Annotated in this window: 15 protein-coding genes, 1 tRNA gene and 1 pseudogene; 8 read left to right on the top strand and 9 right to left on the bottom strand. The window is 71.2% G+C overall.

Going from position 1 to position 17,951, the window contains the following annotated elements; genetic code table 11:
- Nucleotides 1-46: 46 nt before the first annotated feature.
- Nucleotides 47-604 (top strand): AAA family ATPase, encoded by a 558-nt coding sequence (locus tag KY5_RS15630; RefSeq protein ID WP_098247276.1) that lies wholly within the window; start codon nucleotides 47-49, stop codon nucleotides 602-604.
- 28 nt (nucleotides 605-632) lie between these two features.
- On the opposite strand, the gene KY5_RS41790 is transcribed toward KY5_RS15630, so the two are convergent.
- Nucleotides 633-881 (bottom strand): hypothetical protein, encoded by a 249-nt coding sequence (locus tag KY5_RS41790; RefSeq protein WP_159072531.1) that lies wholly within the window; start codon nucleotides 879-881, stop codon nucleotides 633-635.
- 42 nt (nucleotides 882-923) lie between these two features.
- Between KY5_RS41790 and KY5_RS15625 the strand changes: the two are divergent.
- A pseudogene (locus KY5_RS15625) lies at nucleotides 924-1,379 on the top strand (phosphotransferase); the annotation flags it as partial.
- A 28-nt stretch (nucleotides 1,380-1,407) separates the two neighbouring features.
- Here KY5_RS15625 and KY5_RS15620 read toward each other — a convergent pair.
- From KY5_RS15620 to KY5_RS15610, 3 genes are all read right to left on the bottom strand, one after another.
- Nucleotides 1,408-2,292 carry a hypothetical protein gene (locus KY5_RS15620; protein ID WP_098242824.1) on the bottom strand — a complete coding sequence of 295 codons (885 nt, stop codon included), beginning with the start codon at nucleotides 2,290-2,292 and terminating at the stop codon, nucleotides 1,408-1,410.
- A gap of 225 nt (nucleotides 2,293-2,517) precedes the next feature.
- On the bottom strand, nucleotides 2,518-5,871 hold the full coding sequence (locus tag KY5_RS15615; RefSeq protein ID WP_234362740.1) for a S8 family peptidase: 3,354 nt from the start codon (nucleotides 5,869-5,871) through the stop codon (nucleotides 2,518-2,520).
- A 179-nt stretch (nucleotides 5,872-6,050) separates the two neighbouring features.
- Nucleotides 6,051-6,122, bottom strand: a tRNA-Cys gene (locus KY5_RS15610).
- A 239-nt stretch (nucleotides 6,123-6,361) separates the two neighbouring features.
- On the opposite strand from KY5_RS15610, the gene KY5_RS15605 reads away from it, so the two are divergent.
- A complete protein-coding gene (locus KY5_RS15605; RefSeq protein ID WP_098242823.1) occupies nucleotides 6,362-7,594 on the top strand; it encodes a cytochrome P450 in 1,233 nt (410 codons plus the stop codon).
- Nucleotides 7,595-7,678: 84 nt separating this feature from the next.
- Here the strand turns inward: KY5_RS15605 and KY5_RS43075 are convergent, their stop codons facing one another.
- Together KY5_RS43075 and KY5_RS15595 are read right to left on the bottom strand one after the other, a co-directional pair.
- On the bottom strand, nucleotides 7,679-8,341 hold the full coding sequence (locus KY5_RS43075; RefSeq protein ID WP_199843093.1) for a hypothetical protein: 663 nt from the start codon (nucleotides 8,339-8,341) through the stop codon (nucleotides 7,679-7,681).
- 1,798 nt (nucleotides 8,342-10,139) lie between these two features.
- Nucleotides 10,140-11,045: an alpha/beta fold hydrolase gene (locus KY5_RS15595; protein WP_098242822.1), complete on the bottom strand. Its 906-nt coding sequence runs from the start codon at nucleotides 11,043-11,045 to the stop codon at nucleotides 10,140-10,142.
- Between the two features lie 292 nt (nucleotides 11,046-11,337).
- Between KY5_RS15595 and KY5_RS15590 the strand changes: the two genes are divergently transcribed.
- Nucleotides 11,338-12,144: an SDR family oxidoreductase gene (locus tag KY5_RS15590; protein WP_098242821.1), complete on the top strand. Its 807-nt coding sequence runs from the start codon at nucleotides 11,338-11,340 to the stop codon at nucleotides 12,142-12,144.
- Nucleotides 12,145-12,180: 36 nt separating this feature from the next.
- A complete protein-coding gene (locus KY5_RS15585) occupies nucleotides 12,181-13,065 on the top strand; it encodes a helix-turn-helix domain-containing protein (RefSeq protein ID WP_234363179.1) in 885 nt (294 codons plus the stop codon).
- A gap of 13 nt (nucleotides 13,066-13,078) precedes the next feature.
- Here KY5_RS15585 and KY5_RS15580 read toward each other — a convergent pair whose 3' ends face one another.
- The 3 genes from KY5_RS15580 to KY5_RS15570 all read right to left on the bottom strand — a co-directional run bounded on the left by KY5_RS15580 (nucleotide 13,079) and on the right by KY5_RS15570 (nucleotide 15,172).
- Entirely contained in the window at nucleotides 13,079-13,660 is a 582-nt protein-coding gene (locus KY5_RS15580) for a Uma2 family endonuclease (protein WP_098242819.1), read from the bottom strand.
- Between the two features lie 10 nt (nucleotides 13,661-13,670).
- The gene (locus KY5_RS15575) at nucleotides 13,671-14,474 is read right to left on the bottom strand and encodes a DNA-binding protein (protein WP_098242818.1); all 804 of its coding nucleotides are present in this window, start codon (nucleotides 14,472-14,474) and stop codon (nucleotides 13,671-13,673) included.
- Nucleotides 14,475-14,749: 275 nt separating this feature from the next.
- Complete coding sequence (locus KY5_RS15570; RefSeq protein ID WP_098242817.1) at nucleotides 14,750-15,172, bottom strand: ATP-binding protein; 423 nt, start codon at nucleotides 15,170-15,172, stop codon at nucleotides 14,750-14,752.
- Nucleotides 15,173-15,350: 178 nt separating this feature from the next.
- Between KY5_RS15570 and KY5_RS15565 the strand changes: the two genes are divergently transcribed.
- From KY5_RS15565 to KY5_RS15555, 3 genes are all read left to right on the top strand, one after another.
- Nucleotides 15,351-16,184: a helix-turn-helix domain-containing protein gene (locus tag KY5_RS15565; protein WP_098242816.1), complete on the top strand. Its 834-nt coding sequence runs from the start codon at nucleotides 15,351-15,353 to the stop codon at nucleotides 16,182-16,184.
- Entirely contained in the window at nucleotides 16,181-16,387 is a 207-nt protein-coding gene (locus KY5_RS15560) for a DUF397 domain-containing protein (protein ID WP_098242815.1), read from the top strand. The genes KY5_RS15565 and KY5_RS15560 overlap by 4 nt, the downstream gene beginning before the upstream one ends.
- A gap of 95 nt (nucleotides 16,388-16,482) precedes the next feature.
- Nucleotides 16,483-17,946: an MFS transporter gene (locus tag KY5_RS15555; RefSeq protein WP_098242814.1), complete on the top strand. Its 1,464-nt coding sequence runs from the start codon at nucleotides 16,483-16,485 to the stop codon at nucleotides 17,944-17,946.
- Nucleotides 17,947-17,951: the final 5 nt, after the last annotated feature.

Genomic DNA, 17,951 nt, shown 5'->3' with positions numbered 1-17,951 from the left:
GTAATCCGGAGGCGGTGGCGTCGGGTGCGCTGGCACGATGGGCGTCATGACTACCAGCACCTCTGACCCCGGTGGCGTCGTCGTCATCACCGGCATCATGGCGTCCGGCAAGTCCACGGTGGCGCAGGCCCTTGCCGAGCGGCTCGACAAGGCCGTGCACGTGCGCGGGGACGTCTACCGGCGGATGATCGTCTCCGGCGGCGTCGCGTACGAACCCGACGCCGGGGGCGAGGCGGAGGCCCAACTCCTGCTCCGCTACCGGCTTTCCGCCTCCACGGCCGACGCGTACGCCGACGCGGGTTTCACCGCGATCGTCCAGGACGTCATCCTGGGCCCGCCCCTGAAGACGTACGTCGAGCTGATCAGGACCCGTCCCGCGTACGTCGTCGTCCTCGCCCCGCGCCCCGAGGCGGTCGCCGCCCGCGAGGCGGGACGCGGCAAGACGGGCTACGGCGCGTGGACGGTCGAGGACCTGGACACCGGCCTGCGCGAGACGACCCCGAAGCTCGGACTCTGGCTGGACAGCTCGGAGTTGACGGTGGCGGAGACCGTGGACGCGATCCTGGCGCGACTGGACGAGGCGCGGATCGACCCGGCGTCCTGAGGGGGCGCCGGCCGGGTCACCGGATGGGTCACCAGATGTCGTCCTCCGGGGCGCGGCGCCCCGCGCTGCTCGTCAGGACGGGGGTGACGGCCAGCAGGCCGACGTCCTCGGGGTGGACCAGGGTCGGTTGCAGGACGACGGGGTACGGCGGCCGACTGGCGTCGTCGGCCGGGTGGGGCAGGGTCGTCCGCCAGTGCGCCAGGGAGGGGAGCCGTTCCCGGCGGCGAGGCGAGACCGGGAAGGGCGTGGTCCCCGGGGGCGTGGGCGTGACGCGCACGGCACTCCTGGCGGCCGGGGCGTCGGGACCCTCGGGGGCGACCAGGCCGTGCACGTGCGCGGGGACGTCTACCGGCGGATGATCGTCTCCGGCGGCGTCGCGTACGAACCCGACGCCGGGGGCGAGGCGGAGGCCCAACTCCTGCTCCGCTACCGGCTTTCCGCCTCCACGGCCGACGCGTACGCCGACGCGGGTTTCACCGCGATCGTCCAGGACGTCATCCTGGGCCCGCCCCTGAAGACGTACGTCGAGCTGATCAGGACCCGTCCCGCGTACGTCGTCGTCCTCGCCCCGCGCCCCGAGGCGGTCGCCGCCCGCGAGGCGGGACGCGGCAAGACGGGCTACGGCGCGTGGACGGTCGAGGACCTGGACACCGGCCTGCGCGAGACGACCCCGAAGCTCGGACTCTGGCTGGACAGCTCGGAGTTGACGGTGGCGGAGACCGTGGACGCGATCCTGGCGCGACTGGACGAGGCGCGGATCGACCCGGCGTCCTGAGGGGGCGCCGGCCGGGTCACCGGATGGGTCACCAGATGTCGTCCTCCGGGGCGCGGCGCCCCGCGCTGCTCGTCAGGACGGGGGTGACGGCCAGCAGGCCGACGTCCTCGGGGTGGACCAGGGTCGGTTGCAGGACGACGGGGTACGGCGGCCGACTGGCGTCGTCGGCCGGGTGGGGCAGGGTCGTCCGCCAGTGCGCCAGGGAGGGGAGCCGTTCCCGGCGGCGAGGCGAGACCGGGAAGGGCGTGGTCCCCGGGGGCGTGGGCGTGACGCGCACGGCACTCCTGGCGGCCGGGGCGTCGGGACCCTCGGGGGCGACCAGGCCGTGCACGTCGTCCGCGTCGCCCACGTCCTCCGCGCCCTCCGTGTCGCCCACCGGGCCGGAGGGCGACGGCGATGCCACGCTCCCCAGGATCTGCTCCCACTCGGCCTGCGGATAGCCGAACACCCGGCACGTCCACGTCCGCCCGCCGCCCGTCTCGCGGCACACGAGGTCGGCGCGGATCTCCAGCTGCCCGCCGTGTCCGCGGTGCACGTCCTGCGCAAGCAGCTTCAGATGCCGTAGGGCGTTGGTGCCCGTGTGCAGCCAGAGGAACGTGCCGTCGTCGGCGCCGCCGATGACATGGGCCTGTTCGTGGTTCAGGTGAACGGTGACCCTGGCCTCGTCCAGGTCCGAGCCCGCCGTCTGCTTGAGGACGGCGACCACCTCGACGACTTCGCCCTCGCCCCTGCGGACGTCGGTCTCCTGCATGATGAACTGCGGGCAGTCCGCCCGGTCCCGCTCGCCCCTGGCCCGGTCCTGCTGCTCGCGCTGCGCCTTCAGCTGGGCGTCGGTCGCCTCCTTGGCCACCCGGGCCTGCCACCAGGCGACGGCGACGGCGCCACCGGCCACGGCGTTGCTCGCCGCGTTCATGTAGTCCCCAGCCTCCACCCGGTACCTCTCGCCCCTGGTTCGCGCGCGTCGCCCTGACGCCATTGTGGCGCCGAGACGGGCCGGGGGTCCGGGCAACCGCGCAGTCGTGAAGGGGAGTTGACGCGAGGGCGGACGAACAGAGGCCGACGAACAGAGGGTGACCCCGAGGCGGGGTCACCCTCTGCTCACGCGCGCGGCGCGCTGCCGTGCGTGCCGCGTTGCGGGCTACTTGCCGTAGTACGCGTCGTACACGGACAGCGTCGACGTGTTGCCGCCCTTGTCCGTGACCTTCGCGCGGAAGGCGATGCCCTTGCCCTTCGCCGGGTTCTTCACCGAGATCTTCCCGCCCCGGACCGGCGTCTTCTGCCAGGTGCGCCCCGCGTCGTAGGAGACGTACACCGCGAGGGACTTGAGGTTCCCCGCACCCGCCGCCGAGCCCTGGACCTCGACCGGGACGGACTGGGTCGCGCCCGCGGCGGCCCGGCTCCTCAGGTCGAGCTCGGGGGTGAAGCGGACGGTGGACGCAGGGAGTTGGGTCTGTCCGGTCACCCTCTTGGAGCGGAACGTCCAGCTCGCGTCGACCCGCGACGAGACCGCGGCGACCTTCGGGTCGCGCTTCACGGTGGTCGTGAGCTTGTACGCGGCGTCCTCCGCCGGGACCGTGAACGTCTCCTCGCCGGTCAGCGGGTCACCGTTCTCGGCGATCTTCGTGCCGTCGCGGTACAGGGTCGACTTCGCCGACGCGTACGCGCTCCAGCCCGTGTGCCCCTTGCCGTCGGCGACGACGGCGAGGCTGCCGCCGAGCTTGTCGCCCTCGCGGAAGATGCCGCCCCTGTCCTTGCCGAGGGCGGGGCCGAACACGCCGGTGTTGAAGGACTTCGCGTACGCGCGGCCCGCGGTGAAGGGCTCCGGGAGCATCCGGTAGGCGCCGTCCCAGGCGGGGTCGCCGTCCGCGTTCTTGTCGCCGTACTGGTCGAAGTCGATGCCCCACCGCACGCCGTCGAGCGCGGAGACGTACACCGTCTGGGTGCGCGGCAGCTTCTGCGCGGGGAGGATCGGCGAGATGCCGCCCGCCAGCGGCAGGTATCCGGCGACGGACAGGGCGCCCGTGCGGCCGGGTGAGGAGGCGCCCATGCCGACCTTCAGGGTGGCGAAGTCGGCGCGCTTCAGGTGCCGCGTGTAGCCGGTCGCGAGCTTCTTGACCTCGCCGCCGATGAGCATGTCGTACCGCGTGTCCGCGCCCTTGCGCCACGTGCCGAGCCACTGCTGGCCGAGGCCCTTGGGCACCTCGGGGCCGAGGTGGGCGGTGCGCATGCTCTGGAAGGAGCTGATGTTGAGGGCGCCCATTTCGTAGCCCTCGTAGGAGTAACGGCCGTCCAGGAACGCCAGGTCGGCGGACGGGTCGGGGCCCGTGATGTCGACGGGCTTCGTCGTGCGGGCGTCGACGGTGATGGTCGTGTCCTTGTCGACGGACAGGGTCGGCCCGGCGAGCCAGTCGACGCCCTTGTCACCGTTGTCGGGGTCGACGTAGATCGCCGAGTCGAGCAGGTAACTGCCCTTGGCCACGCGGAAGGTGTCGGTCCCCGACGGGTCGTTGGGGAAGAGGTTGAGGCCCTTGTCGGCCCCGGTGATGGCGGAGAACGAGCTCTGGTGGTTCGGGGTGGGCTTCCCGTCGCGGCCGATGAACTTGAGCGTCACGTCGTACCGCTCGACCTCGTTGTCGATCGCCGCCGCGGTGCGCACGGACTGGCCGCCGCCGCTCGCCACGACGTACGCGGAGTAGGCGCCGTCGAGCGCCGCGCCCAGCTTGGGGTCGGCGGTCAGGTCGACGGAGGCGGTGCCGCCCGCGGGGACGGTGACCTTGTCCGCGCCGAGCGTGAAGAACCCGGCGGGGGCCGGGTCGCCCTTGGGCCCGGTGGCGTCGAGGGTGAGGCCGAGGGTGACGGCGTCCTTGCCGAGGTTGCGGTAGGTGACCTTCTTGGTGACCGGCTTGTCGTCGGTGTGGGGCCACTGCTGTGTACCGAAGCTCACCGACACGGGGTCGGCGATCACGGACTGCTCGATGGCCTTGTCGACGGCGATGCGGCCCGAACCCTGCTCGAACGGGGTGTACTTGCCGGGCTTGGTGGACGCGGTGAGGGCGCCCTTGAGCTCGGTGTACTTCCAGTCGGGGTGCTGCTGCTTGAGCAGCGCGGCGGCGCCCGCGACGTGCGGCGCCGCCATGGAGGTGCCGGAGATCGTCAGGTAGCCCTCGGGGTTCTGGCCGACCTGCTTCTCGATGACGGAGCCGGGGGCGGCCGCGGCGGTGATGTCCACGCCGGGGGCGGTCACGTCGGGCTTGATGGCGCCGTCGCCGACGCGCGGGCCCTGGCTGGAGAAGTCGGCGAGCTTGTCGTTGTCGTCGACCGCGCCGACGGTGAGCGCGGCGTCGGCGCTGCCGGGGGAGCCGACGGAACCGGGCGTTCCGTCATTGCCCGCCGAGATGGCGAAGAGGATGCCCTGGTCGGCGGAGAGCTTGTTGACGGTGGCTTCGAGGGGGTCGATGCCGGGGGTGTCGCCGCCGCCGAGGCTGAGGTTGACGACGTCGGCTTTCTCGGCCGCCGCCCACTCCATGCCCGCGACGATGCCGGAGTCGTCGCCGAATCCGTCGTCGTCGAGGACCTTGCCGTTGAGCAGCTTGGCGCCCGGCGCGACGCCCTTGAACGTGCCGCCGGACTTCGCGCCGGTGCCCGCCACGGTGGACGCGACGTGCGTGCCGTGCCCGAAGCGGTCCTTGGCGTCGGCGGCGCCGGTGAAGTTCTTCTCGGCGGCGACCTGGTCCTTGAGGTCGGGGTGGGTGGCGTCCACGCCGGTGTCCAGGACGGCGATCTTCACGCCCTTGCCGTCGTACCCCGCGTTCCACGCCTTGTCGGCGCCGATCTGCTTGACGCTCTTGTCCAGGGTCGCCTTGCGGGTGCCGTCGAGCCAGACGTGCGCGATGCCGGACGCGGTGGTGCGGGCGCCGCCGCGCTCGCCGGTGAGGGCCTTCCACAGGTCGCCCGCGTCCTGCTTCGGGGTGGTGACGGCGTCGGCGTTCAGTGTCTTGAGGGACCGGCGGACGGTGGTGTCCCCGGCGGCCCGGACGTCGGCCTTCGCGTCGGCCTGGGCGGAACCCTGGTAGCCGACGATCACCTTCAGGCCCTTGGACTGCGCCGCGCGGTTGCGCTTCTTGCTCAACTCCGTGATGTCGAAGAGCCGTTGGTCGACGCGCCCGTCGGCCACCAGGCGCTGGGCGTCCGCGGGGAGTACGAGGGTGTGGCCGTTCGGCGAGCGGTGCGTGCGGACGGGTATGTGCTCGCGGCCCTTCGCCGGGGCGAACCCGACCGCACGCCCCTTGGCGTCGACGGTGACGCGGTCGCCGGTGATGAGGGTGATCCTGTGGTGCTCCTGTGCGGTGCCGGTCGCCCGTGCACCCGTGTCGCCGGGCCGTAAGGGCCCGTTCCGCTGGGCCGACGCGGGGCCCGTCATGCCCGCCGTGAGCGCCATGGCGGCGGCCGTGGCGACGGTCGCCGCGCAGGCTCTCTTCACGTGGTCGCGCAAGTCTCCTCCTGGAACCGAGTGGTCTCGTGGCACCGAGGTGCCGTTCCCGGAGTATGTCGGGGCGACCGGGCAAGATCCCGGCTCGTTACAAGAATCGAACGGCTAACTGACAGCCGGACAGGAGCAGTTGGGGGGGGCGAGACGGCCAAGGGTCCTTTGCCATCCGGCAAAGGACCCGGAGGCCGTGGCGGGAATCGAACCCGCGTAACTGGATTTGCAATCCAGCCCCTCAACCACTCGGGCACACGGCCAAGTCGCGCAGCGTGCCTCGCGAAGACCCGCTGACCTGACCTCTCGAACGTAGCCGGGGCCCCGCGGCGGCCTCAAGGGATCACGGGGTGGCGCAACGGGACTGCCACGCGGCGTTCATGAACGGCCCTCTGGCGGCGGGCGGACCGATGGTGTCAGCGTCGTGTCAGTCGTATGTCCGCGCCGTCGGTCAACGTAGCCACATCGACCGCGACACCCACCCGTACCGAGAGGGCATTCCATGAGCAGCACGGTTCCTGCCACCCCGAACGGCCTTCCCGCGGAACGCGACGCGGGCCCCTTCGTGCCGCCGAGCGGCATCACCCGCCTGCGCGAGAGCCGCCCGGTCAGCCCCGTGCTCTTCCCGGACGGCCACGAGGGCTGGTTCGTCAGCGGCTACGAAGCGGTCCGTCGGCTCATAGCCGACGACCGGTTCAGCTCCCGCCAGGACATCGACATCATCCACATCCCGTACGAGATGACCGGCATGGCCGCGCCCACCGAACCGTCCCCGCAGCTTCCGGGCGTGTTCATCGCCATGGACCCGCCGGAGCACACGCGGCTGCGGCGCAAGCTCATCGGGGCCTTCACCGTGAAGCGCATGAAGCAGCTCGAAGAGGGCATCGTCGAGATCACCGAGCGGCAACTGGACGAGCTTGAGCGCCTCACCCCGCCGGTCGACCTGGTCAAGGAGTTCGCGCTGCCGGTGCCCGCGCTGGTCATCTGTGAACTCCTCGGCGTCCCCCACGCGGACCGGGCGGCCTTCCAGGGCAACTCCGCCCGGTTCATGGAGAAGGACGTGACGCTCGACGAGAAGGTGGCCGCGTACGAGGGGATGACCTCGTTCCTGTCCAGGCTGGTCACGGACAAGCGCGCGGAGCCCGGCGACGACATCCTGTCCGACCTGACCCGCGACGACGACCTCACCATCGAGGAGCTGACGGGCATCGCCTTCCTGCTGCTGCTCGCGGGTCACGAGACCACCGCCAACATGGTGTCGCTGGGTACGTTCGCGCTCCTGGAGAACCCCGAGCAGCTGGCCGAACTGCGCGCCGCCCCGGAGCTGATGCCCGACGCCGTCGAGGAGCTCCTGCGCTATCTGTCCGTCGCCGACATCTTCTATCGCGTCGCCACGGAGGACATCGAGCTCTGCGGCGAGACGATCCCCAAGGGCTCGACCGTCGTCGCCTCGCTCCTCGCCGCCAACCACGACCCCGCGCGTTTCGAGAACCCCGACACCCTGGACATCCACCGCAAGGCCCGGGGCCACACGGCCTTCGGGCACGGCGTCCACCAGTGTCTCGGCCAGCAACTGGCCCGCATCGAGATGCGCGCGGGCTTCGAGGGCCTGTTCCGCCGCTTCCCGACCCTCGAACTCGCGGTCCCCGCCGACGAGGTGAGGCTCAGGACGGACATGAACATCTACGGCGTACACGAGCTGCCGGTCACCTGGACGACGGGGACGGCACGCTAGAACGGGCGGCCGCGGGACCACCTTCCGGTGATTCCGCGACCGCCCGCCTTGGGGGAATGCGCCGTGGCGCATCGGGGGTTGGCTCTAGCGCACCGTGACGTTGAAGACCGGCGACAGGGTCGCGCCGCTCTTCACGCGGAGGTCGTTCTTGCCCTTGAGGCCGAGCTTGACGCGCATCGAGTACGCGCCGGACTTGTTGACGCTCGTGCTGGCGGGCAGGGACTTCCAGGTGCCGCGCTGCTTCTGCTCCAGGGTGACCTTGCTGCCCGCCTTGATGCCGGTCGCCTTTCCGCTGACGCGCAGCTCCTGCCAGGCCTTCACGGACGTGGCGGACGGCTTGGCGGTCAGGGCGGCCTTCACCTTCGCGGTGGGGCTGTTCTTCTGCGTGCCGAGGTTCTTACCGGTCTTGACGTCCCAGATCGCGTACGGCACGCCGCCGCCCTGCGTCTTGCTGTAGAGGCGCTTGCCGTCGGCGCTGAGGTGCACGTAGATGCCGTCGTCGACGGTCCCGCCCGGCTTGATGACCTTGCCGTTGTAGTACGGCTTGCCGCCCTTGACGGTGATGGTGACACCGGCACCGATGTCGATCTTCACGTCCTTGGCCGCGGCGGCCCGTGCGACGGCGGGGCTCTGCGGGGCGGGCGTGCTCGCCAGGGCCGCCGCGGCGGGGGCCAGCAGGGCCGCACCGGCGACGATCGAGACGGTGGCGGTACGGAAGGCGCTGCGGCGGTGGGTGTTGGTGCGCATAACGGCGTGGTTCCCCTTCACGATGCGGTGGCGTGCTCTCGCACGGCACGGGTCCGCGGGTCCACTGGTCGGGTGGATCCGCGTGGTTGAGCCCTTTTGCTCTCTGCCGTCCGGCGAGTGCTGAATAAAGGTAAAACACCCACCATTGCGGCTAGTTGTAGGCCGTGTAACAGAGCTCCGTAGATCACCGCACGGATGGACGTCGTCGGGGCGGGGGCCTGCGGCGGGCTGGGGCATGCACGGTCCTGCGTGGGGCTCTGTGCTGGGCCGGGTGGCTCTGTGTCGTGCCGGGTGGCTCTGCGCCGTGCCGGGTGTGGCTCTGTGCCGTGCCGGGTGGCTCTGCGCCGTGTCGGGTGTGGCTCTGCGCTGTGCCGTTGACGCCTCCGTGTCTGGGCGGGTGGGGCGCTTCGGCGGGTTGTCTGCTTGGGGTCGGGGCGCGTGTGGCTCTGTGCCGTGCCGCTGGTGCCTCCTCCCGCCCGCCCGCCCCCGCCTGCGATGGCGTGCTGTCTCCGGCTGGGTGGATGTCGTTCGTGGGGGTGGGTCGGCCTCGGCCGAAGGTTTCCGGTTCTGTCCGGTTCCGCTCCGTGTCTGGGCGGGTGGGTCGCTTCGGCAGGTTGTCTGCTTGAGGCCGGGGCGCGTGTGGCTCTGCGCCGTGCCGCTGGTGCCTCCTCCCACCCGCCCGCCCCCGCCTGCGAGGGCGTGCTGTCTCCGGCTGGGAGCGGCCGGGCAGGGCCGGGTGTGGGCCTGTGCCGTGCCGCTGGTGCCTTCTCCCGCCCGCCCGCCCCCGCCCGCGATGGTGTGCCGCATGCGGCTGGGTGGATGTCGTTCGTGGGGGTGGGTCGGCCTCGGCCGAAGGTTTCGGGTTCTGTCCGGCTCCGTTCCGTGTCTGGGCGGGTGGGTCGCTTCGGCGGGGCGTCTGCTTGGGGCCGGGGCACGTATGGCCCTGCGCCGGGCCGCTGACGCCTTCTCCCGCCCACCCGCCCCCGCCCGCGATGGCGTGCTGTCTCCGGCTGGGAGCGGCCGGGCAGGGCAGGGCAGGGCCGGGCGGAGCTGGGCGTGGTCGGGCACGCAGGGCCGAGCAGGGCCGGGTGTGGGCCTGTGTCGTGGCGCTGACCTCTCCTCCCACCCGCCCCCGCCCGCGAGGGCGGGCTGTTTCCGGCCGGGAGCGGCCGGGCGGAGCTGGGTGGGGCCGGAGATGGTCGGGCGGAGCTGGGTGTGGTCGGGCGGGCATGGTCGGGTGGGGCCAGGCATGGTCGGGCACGAGGGGTCGGGCACGGTCGGGCCTGCGGGCCGGGCGGAGTTGGGTGGGGCCGGGCATGGTCGGGCGTGTGGTCGGGCACGCAGGGCTGGGCATGGTCGGGTGCGCGGGGGCGGGCATGGTCGGGCCTGCGGGCCGGGCGGAGCTGGGTGGGGCCAGGCACGGCCGGGCACGCGGGGTCGGGTGGGGCCAGGTGCGCGGGGTCGGGTGGGGCCAGGCATGGTCGGGCACGAGGCGTCGGGCGTGGTCGGGCATGCAGGGCTGGGCATGGCCGGGCACGCAGGGCCGGGTGGGGCCAGGCATGGTCGGGCGCGCGGGGCCGGGCGTGGTGGGGCGCGCAAGGCCGGGTGGGGCCAGGCACAGGCGGGCGCGCGGACCGGGCGGAGCTGGGCGAGGCCGGGCGTGGTCGGGCGCGCAGAGCCGAGTGGGGGGCCAGGGAGAGCCGGGCGTGGTCGGGTGCTGCGGGGGAGAGGCGGGTGTGGGTGGGAGCTGGGGTGGGGTGAAGGAGTAAGTCGCGCTGCGCCTACCAGGGGATCGAGGTCAGGACGCCGCCCCCGGCCGGACGCGGGCGTCCACCGCCCGGGTGTGGGCGAGAACCGCCGCCGCCAGAGGCGCGTGGACCGCGCGCGGCAGGGCGTGCCCCATGCCCGGTATCTCCACCAGCCGCGCCCCGGCGATCACTTGGGCGAGATGGTCGGGGTGCGGCGGCGGGAAGACGGGCTCGGCCGGGGCGGAGGTCACCAGGGTCGGCACCTCGGTGCGCGCGAGTTCGTCGGTGCGGTCCATGCCGGAGTGGTCCGCGCGCCCGTGGACCATGGGTGCCTCGTAGCGCCCGGCGTGCTCGATGACGCGGCGCTCCAGGGCCCGGAACTCCTCGGGGTCGAAGGGGATCTGGTCGCCGTTGAGCAGCCGCCAGTGCTCCACCCGGTGGTCCAGCTCGCCCTCGAGGCCACGGTCCTCGTGGGGGCGGGACCACAGTTCGAGTACCCGTGCGTCGATGGACGGCAGTCGGTCCACGGGAGTTCGGGAGCCGTCCGGGTGCGACAGAGGGGTGCTGCTGAGGGCACCGGCCCCCATCACTGTCGCGCTGAGCAGCCGTTCGGGGTGATCGGCGATCAGCAGTTGGGTCAGCATGCCGCCCAGGGAGAGACCGACGACGTGCGCCCGTTCCACTTCGTACGCGTCGAGGACGGCGATCGCGTCCGACGCGAGGTCGACGACGCGGTACGGGTGCGTGTCGAAACTCAGGCTGGAGCGGCCGGTGTCCCGGTGGTCGTAGCGGATGACGCGGTGACGCGCGGCCAACGCGTCGACCAGTTCCTCCGGCCAGCCCAGGCCGGACGCCCCGGCCCCCATGATCAGCAGCAGGGTGGAGTTCCGGGGGTCGCCGCGCTCCTCGGACCACAACCGCACCGCCGGGTCGACCTGGACGAATCGCTGATTCATGGCACCGCTCCTCACATCCGCGACGTGACAACGAGACGTTTCGTCTCGCTGCCCGGTGTCGCCATGATGGCGCATGCGTTGAAGCGATGCAATACGTCTCGTCTCGCTGAAGTGCGTCAGTGCGTCAGTGCGGCAGCGCGCCAGTGCGTCAGTACGGCAGCGCGCCAGCGCGTCAGCGCATCAGGCAAGAGGGGGTCTCGCAGTACCTGTACCACCAGGGACTCCCGGACGCCCCAAGCGCCTGCCAACCTGCTTGCGCATCCACCCTCCACGGCACAAGGGACTGAGACCAATGTCGGACAACCCATTCACCCCTCACACCGAACTTTTCGATCTGAGGGGAAAGTGCGCCCTCGTCACCGGCGGCACCAAGGGAATTGGAGTGATGATCGCGCGCGGCCTTCTCCAGGCGGGCGCCCGCGTAATCATCAGCTCGCGCAACGAGGACGCGTGCGCGGAGGCACAGCGTCAGCTGTCCGAATTCGGCGATGTGCAAGCAATTCCCGCCGACCTGTCCCGGCACGACGAGTGCCAGCGCCTCGCTGATCTCGTCGAGGCAGAATCGGAACGCCTGGACATTCTGGTCAACAACGCGGGAGCGATGTGGCGCGAGCCGCTGGAGACGTTCCCGGACGAGGCATGGGACACGGTGATCGACCTCAACCTCAAGTCGCCGTTCTGGCTGGTCCAGGCGCTGCTCCCCGCGCTTCGCAAGGCGGGCACCGCCGATGATCCCGCGCGGATCATCAACATCGGCAGCATCGCCGCCATCCACGTCGCCCAGTCGCCCAACTACTCGTACGCCAGCAGCAAGGCGGCACTCCACCAGCTCACCAGGGTGCTCGCCAGGGAGCTGGGCCCGCAGCACGTCACGGTGAACGCGGTGGCACCGGGAGTGTTCCCGTCGCGGATGATGGCGTCCACGCTCGACGCCGTCGGCGACACGATCGCGGCGGCGACCCCGCTGCGCAGGCTCGGCCGCGACGACGACATGGCGGGTACCGCCGTGTTCCTCGCCAGCCGGGCCGGGTCCTACCTCACGGGCGCCGTCATCCCGGTGGACGGCGGGATCGCGACGACCGCATCGGGCACCCCCTAGGTCGCGGGGGCCGTTTACGGTGAGGGGATGGCCACGATGGATCCACGCACCGAGATCCGCGATTTCCTCAGGTCGCGCCGCGCCCGCATCACGCCCGAGCGGGCGGGCCTGCCCGCTTACGGCGGCAACCGTCGGGTCAAGGGCCTGCGCCGCGAGGAGGTGGCGCTCCTGGCGGGGGTGTCGGTCGACTACTACGTACGCATGGAGCGCGGCAGCCTCGCCGGTGCCTCCGACGGCGTGCTCGACGCGTTGGCCGCCGCCCTGCAACTCGACGAGGCCGAGCGCGACCACCTGTTCCACCTCGCGCGCCGGTCCAAGGCGCCCGGCGGCCCACGCCGACGCAAGCCTGCCGTGACGGTGCGCTCGACACTGCGACAGGTGCTCGACGCCATTTCCGACGCGCCTGCCTGGATCGGTAACGGCCGTTATGACGTGCTCGCCATGAACGAACTCGCCCGCGCACTGTATTCACCGGTGCTGGCCGATCCGAGACGGCCCGCGAACACGGCGCGGTTCGTCTATCTGCACCCCGAGGCGGCCAGGGATTTCTTTGTCGATTACGACCACGTTGCCCGTGGCGTGGCCGCGAAGCTCCGCATGGAGGCCGGTCGCAATCCGCACGACGAGGAGTTGATCGCCCTGGTCGGCGAAATGTCGACGCGCAGCGAGCTGTTCCGGCAGCGGTGGGCGTCTCAGGACGTGCGGCTGCACCGGTCCGGACGCAAGCGGATGCACCATCCGGTGGTGGGTCAACTCGACCTGGACGTCGAGTCCCTGGACCTGCCCGCCGAACCCGGCTTGCACCTCAACGTCTACACCGCACCCGCGGGCACGCCGGCCGCTGACGGTTTGGCGCTCCTGGCATCGTGGGCGGCCACCCGGCAGACATCGGCGACCGAGCTCGAAGCGCACGACGGATAGCGTCCGGCGTCGCTCAGGCGTACCGCGGGAGATCGTCCGTGGGGATCGTCCAGGCGGAGACGGTGACGGGCTCGCCGTAGACGAAGTCCTTGCGGGTGGCGTAGCGCGCGCCCTCCGGCGTCGGATGGATGTCGGTCATGACCGCGCCCGAGCCGGTGCGGGGGTCGAAGATCGCGTACACGGGGACGCCCAGGAGCGGGTAGTCCCGCATCTTGCCGACCCAGTCGTTGTCCGGATGGGAACGGGAGACGACCTCGATGGCGGCGATGACCGTTCGTGGGTCGAAGGCGCCCTGTATCTCCATGTCGGCCTCGGCGATCACCATGACGTCGGGGTGCCGCATGATGCCCTGCGGCAGATCCTCCACGTCGGGGGTCCCCGTGTGGGCCACCAGCTCTTCCGGCATGGCCTTCTCCAGGCGTTTCCGGATGCGCAGCGCGGTGAGCTCGTGAGGCCCGGTCGGCGACAGCATGTCGTGGACGATTCCTTCTTTGGTGATCTCGAATTTACCCGGGAGGGTGTCGTCCATCGACTGCACGAACTCCCGCATGGTCCGGTACGTGTGGCTGGCCGTGTGGCCCGAAGCGGGAGTCATGGCTCTCATGCTAGGCGGCCGCTTGTTTCCGGGCACGGCACGCGGCGCAGTGGCCCGGCTCCGGTGAGCGGAAGGCACGGTCGCAGTCCTCGCAGTTCTGGAGCGGGTCCGGGCGGGAGGGGCGTGGGGCGGCAGGGAGTGGGGGTGGCAGGAATTCGGTCAGTCGGTGGGTCAACAGGGCCACCGGGTGGTGGATCGGGGTGGCGGGGAGCCTTGCCGTGAGCGTGCGGCTTACCGCCTCCGGGGTGACTCCGCGGTCCAGCCAGGCCGTCGCCGCCGGGGCGAGGGCTCGTACGTCGCGGGCGGAGAGCAGGAGGCGGGGGTCGTGGCGGCGCAGGTCTATGAGGAGTTCGGCGGCCGCGCGGTGCGCCTCGGGTGCCTCTGGGCGTGCGGCGGTGGCAGTGGGAGGCGGAGGCGGAGGCGTTGGTCGGGGTGGCGGGCTCGGTGGGCTCGCCGTCATCGCCGGTGGGTTGTTGTACGACACCGTGCGGGTGATGACTCGTCCCGATGGCAGGCGCTCGCGGGTTCGGGCCAGGTACCCGTGCGCTTCGAGTTCGCGCAGCGCCGCCGCGATGCGGACCTCGCCCTCGGGGAAGCGGTCCGCCAGGCACTTGATGGTCACCTTGGCGCCTGCGGGCAGCGACTGGATGTGGACCGCCAGGCCGATCGCGGTGAGGGAGAGCCCTCGGTGCTGGGTGAGGTGATTCCCCACCACCGTGAAGCGGTCCGGGTGGCGGCGGTTGATGTGTCGGATGCCGCTTGCGGGAATCGGGGGCCTCGCGCTCGGCGGCGCGTTAAGCTGCTGCTCAGTCATCGGGAAGGTGCTTTCTTCCTTGGTGTTAGGCCCTCGCACTGGGATTGCCGTCCCGGCGGGGGCCGTTCCATGTCTTCGGTTGTCGAGGGCGAGCTTGCACCGCGAACTGGCATATGCGCCAGCTGAGTTGGCGCCGATCACCCGTCCGAGTGAGCGCCTCGGGGTTTGGGGTGGGTGGGAAGGGTTCTCACCCTCGTTTCTTACGTTCTTGATGTCGGGCGGCACCGAGTCCTGGCCCGCCGGGACGTGGAAACCTCGATCCGGCCAAGTGGGGCTCACAGGTCGATTTCCGCCCAGATTGTCTTGCAGGGGACCGGCCCGAGATCCGTCCCCCAGCGGTTGGCGTACGCCTCGATCAGGAAGAGCCCTCGGCCTGACTCCGCGTCCGGGCCCGGGAGTTCGGCCTCCTGTGGCAGTTCCTCCGCCCGCGCGTCCGTCACTTCGATACGGAGCGTGGCCGTCTCGGCGAGGGTGAGCGCGAGCCGGAAGCTCCTTCCGGGTACGTGGCCGTGCAGCACGGCGTTGTTCGCCAGCTCGGCGACGATCTGTTCGCCGTCCTCGAACGGCGTTCCCCAGCTGCGGAGTTGTTCCCGTGTGAGGAGCCGCGCCAGGCGCGCGCCTCTGCGCGTCGCGGAGAGCAGGATCGTGAACTGGCGTTCGGGGTTCAGCGTCCTGGTCCCGGTGAATTCTCGCTTCATGTCACTCAGCGTGGCTGGGTGCGCGTGGCGTGAATAGCGGTGCGGAGGGTGCGTACCGGGTTTGTCCTGCACTTGTCCCGGCCTGTCCCGGCTGTCCCGGGCGCGGTGCGGGTACGAGTGCGCGTTGGGTTTGGACGGTACGGCGGAGGTGGGCGCGGTGGAAGAACGCAACGACGGTATGGACGAACCGGGTTGGGACGTTGACCCGAGCGATGAGATCAGTTCGGTGGTGGAGTTCGTCGGCCGACAACTCAAACTGCGCAGGGAGGCGGCGGAACTCCGCGTCTCCGACTTCGCGGAGATCATCGGGTACGGGGAGGACCTCATCCGCAAGATCGAGCGCGGGGCACGGATCCCTCGTCCCGAGTACCTGGACAAGGTGGACGGGGTGTTGGGGGCGGATGGGCTCATCTCCTCCATGAAGAAGGAAATGAGGGAGGCCAGGTATCCGAAGAAGGCGAGGGACTTGGCGAAGCTGGAGGCGCAAGCGGTCGAGATCGGGTTGTACAGCAACCACAACATCCACGGGCTGCTCCAGACGGAAGAGCACATGCGGGCGCTCTTCGAGATGCGGCAACCCTCCTTCTCGCGAGGCGAGGTGGAGCGAGGAGTCGCCGCACGAATGGGCAGGCAGGCGATCCTGCAGCGCTCGCCTACCCCAGCTCTCAGCTTCGTGCAGGAAGAGGCGACGCTGCGGCGCTCCATCGGAGGGACAATGGCGCTACGGCGACAACTGGAACACCTTGCGGAGGTAGCCCAGTTGAGGGGCGTCACCTTCCAGGTGATGCCGCTCGACTGTGAGAGCCATGCCGGAATGGGAGGCCTGATCGAAGTGCTGAAGTTCCGTGACGGCACGGGAGTTGGGCGCTCCGAGGGGGCGTTCGGCGGCCACCCTGTCTCCGACCCGAAGCAGCTCAGGATCCTGGAGTTGCGCTATGGGATGATCCGGACTCAGGCTCTCAGGCCACGGGAGTCGCTGGCCTTCATCGAGCGAATGCTGGGAGAAACATGATCGGCAAGGTCTCTGTCGGGGGCGCCTCCGGGCTTGCGTGGTTCAAGAGCAGCTACAGCAGCAGTAGCGAAACGGACGACTGCGTCGAGGTAGCCACAACCCCCCACACCATCCACATCCGCGACTCCAAAACCCCCACCGCCCCCCACTTCACCGTCACCCCGAACGCCTGGTCCGCCTTCCTCACGTACACCCAACGCTGAAGGCCCAGGGGCCAGCAGGACGTAAGACCAAGGGACCAGCCAGACCCCGCCTCCCGACAGGGGTAACACGCCCCTACGCCTCTTACTCTGGCCGCATGACCGACACTGGCGTCGCCGCCGACCCCACATCCCCGCCCAGCCCCCCGCAGGGACCCGGCGGCGTACTGGCCAAGCCCTACCGCGCCCTCAGCATCGGCATCGTCTCCGTCGTCCTCCTGATCGCCTTCGAGGCGACCGCCGTCGGGACCGCGATGCCCGTCGCCGCCCGCGAGCTCGACGGCGTCTCGCTCTACGCCTTCGCGTTCTCGGGGTACTTCACCACCAGCCTCTTCGGCATGGTGCTCAGCGGGCAGTGGGCCGACCGGCGAGGCCCCCTCGGGCCACTCACCACTGGGATCGGGCTCTTCGCCGCGGGGCTGCTCCTGAGCGGGACCGCGGGCGCGATGTGGCTGTTCATCGTCGGACGCGCCGTCCAGGGGCTCGGTGGCGGCCTCGTCATCGTCGCGCTGTACGTGATCGTCAGCCGCGCCTACCCCGAGCACCTGCGGCCGTCGATCATGGCGGCGTTCGCGGCGAGTTGGGTGGTGCCCTCGGTGGTGGGTCCCCTCGTCTCCGGGACGGTCACCGAGCACCTCGGCTGGCGCTGGGTGTTCGTCGGCATTCCCCTCCTCGTCGTCGCGCCGCTCGCCCTCGCGCTGCCCGCGATACGCAGGACCGCCTCCGGTCCTGTCGACCCGGACGCGCCCGTCGCCGCGTTCGACCGGCGTCGTATCCGTCTCGCGCTCGGGATCTCGCTGGGCGCGGGGCTGCTCCAGTACGCCGGGCAGGACCTGCGGTGGCTCTCGCTCCTGCCCGCCGCGCTCGGCGCGGCCGTCCTCGTGCCCGCCGTCCTCGGGCTGCTGCCCAAGGGGACGTACCGGGCCGCGCGCGGGCTGCCCTCCGTGGTGCTGCTGCGCGGCGTCGCCGCCGGGTCGTTCATCGCGGCCGAGTCGTTCGTACCGCTGATGCTCGTCACCCAGCGCGGGCTGAGCCCCACCATGGCCGGGCTCTCGCTCGCCGTGGGCGGCGCGACCTGGGCCCTCGGGTCGTACGTGCAGTCCAGGCCGCGCATGGAGCCCTACCGGGGGCGGCTCGTCGCCTTCGGGATGGTGCTCGTCGCCGCCTCGATCGCCACCGCGCCGACCGTCCTCATCGCGTCCGTACCCGTGTGGATCGTCGGGGTCGCGTGGGGCTTCGGGTGCTTCGGCATGGGCATGGTGATCGCCTCCACGAGCGTGCTGCTGCTCCGGCTCTCGCCGCCCGCCGACGCCGGGTCGAACTCGGCCGCGCTCCAGATCTCCGACGGCCTCTCGAACGTGCTCCTCCTCGCCGTCGGCGGCGCCGCCTTCGCCGCGCTCGGCGGCGGCACGGTGGGCGCGGCACACGGGGCCTCCGACGTGAGCGCGTCCCACCCGGGCGCCTTCGTCGCCGTGTTCCTGCCGATGGCGGCGGTCGCCCTGGCCGGGGCCTGGATCGGCACGCGGCTCAAGGAGCGGACGGACACCGAGCGGACCGTCTGAGACGT

The sequence above is a fragment of the Streptomyces formicae genome (genome assembly GCF_002556545.1).
Lineage (GTDB): Bacteria > Actinomycetota > Actinomycetes > Streptomycetales > Streptomycetaceae > Streptomyces > Streptomyces formicae_A.
The sequence above is the reverse complement of the archived record's forward strand: the minus strand, read 5'-3'. Positions and strand labels throughout refer to the sequence as shown.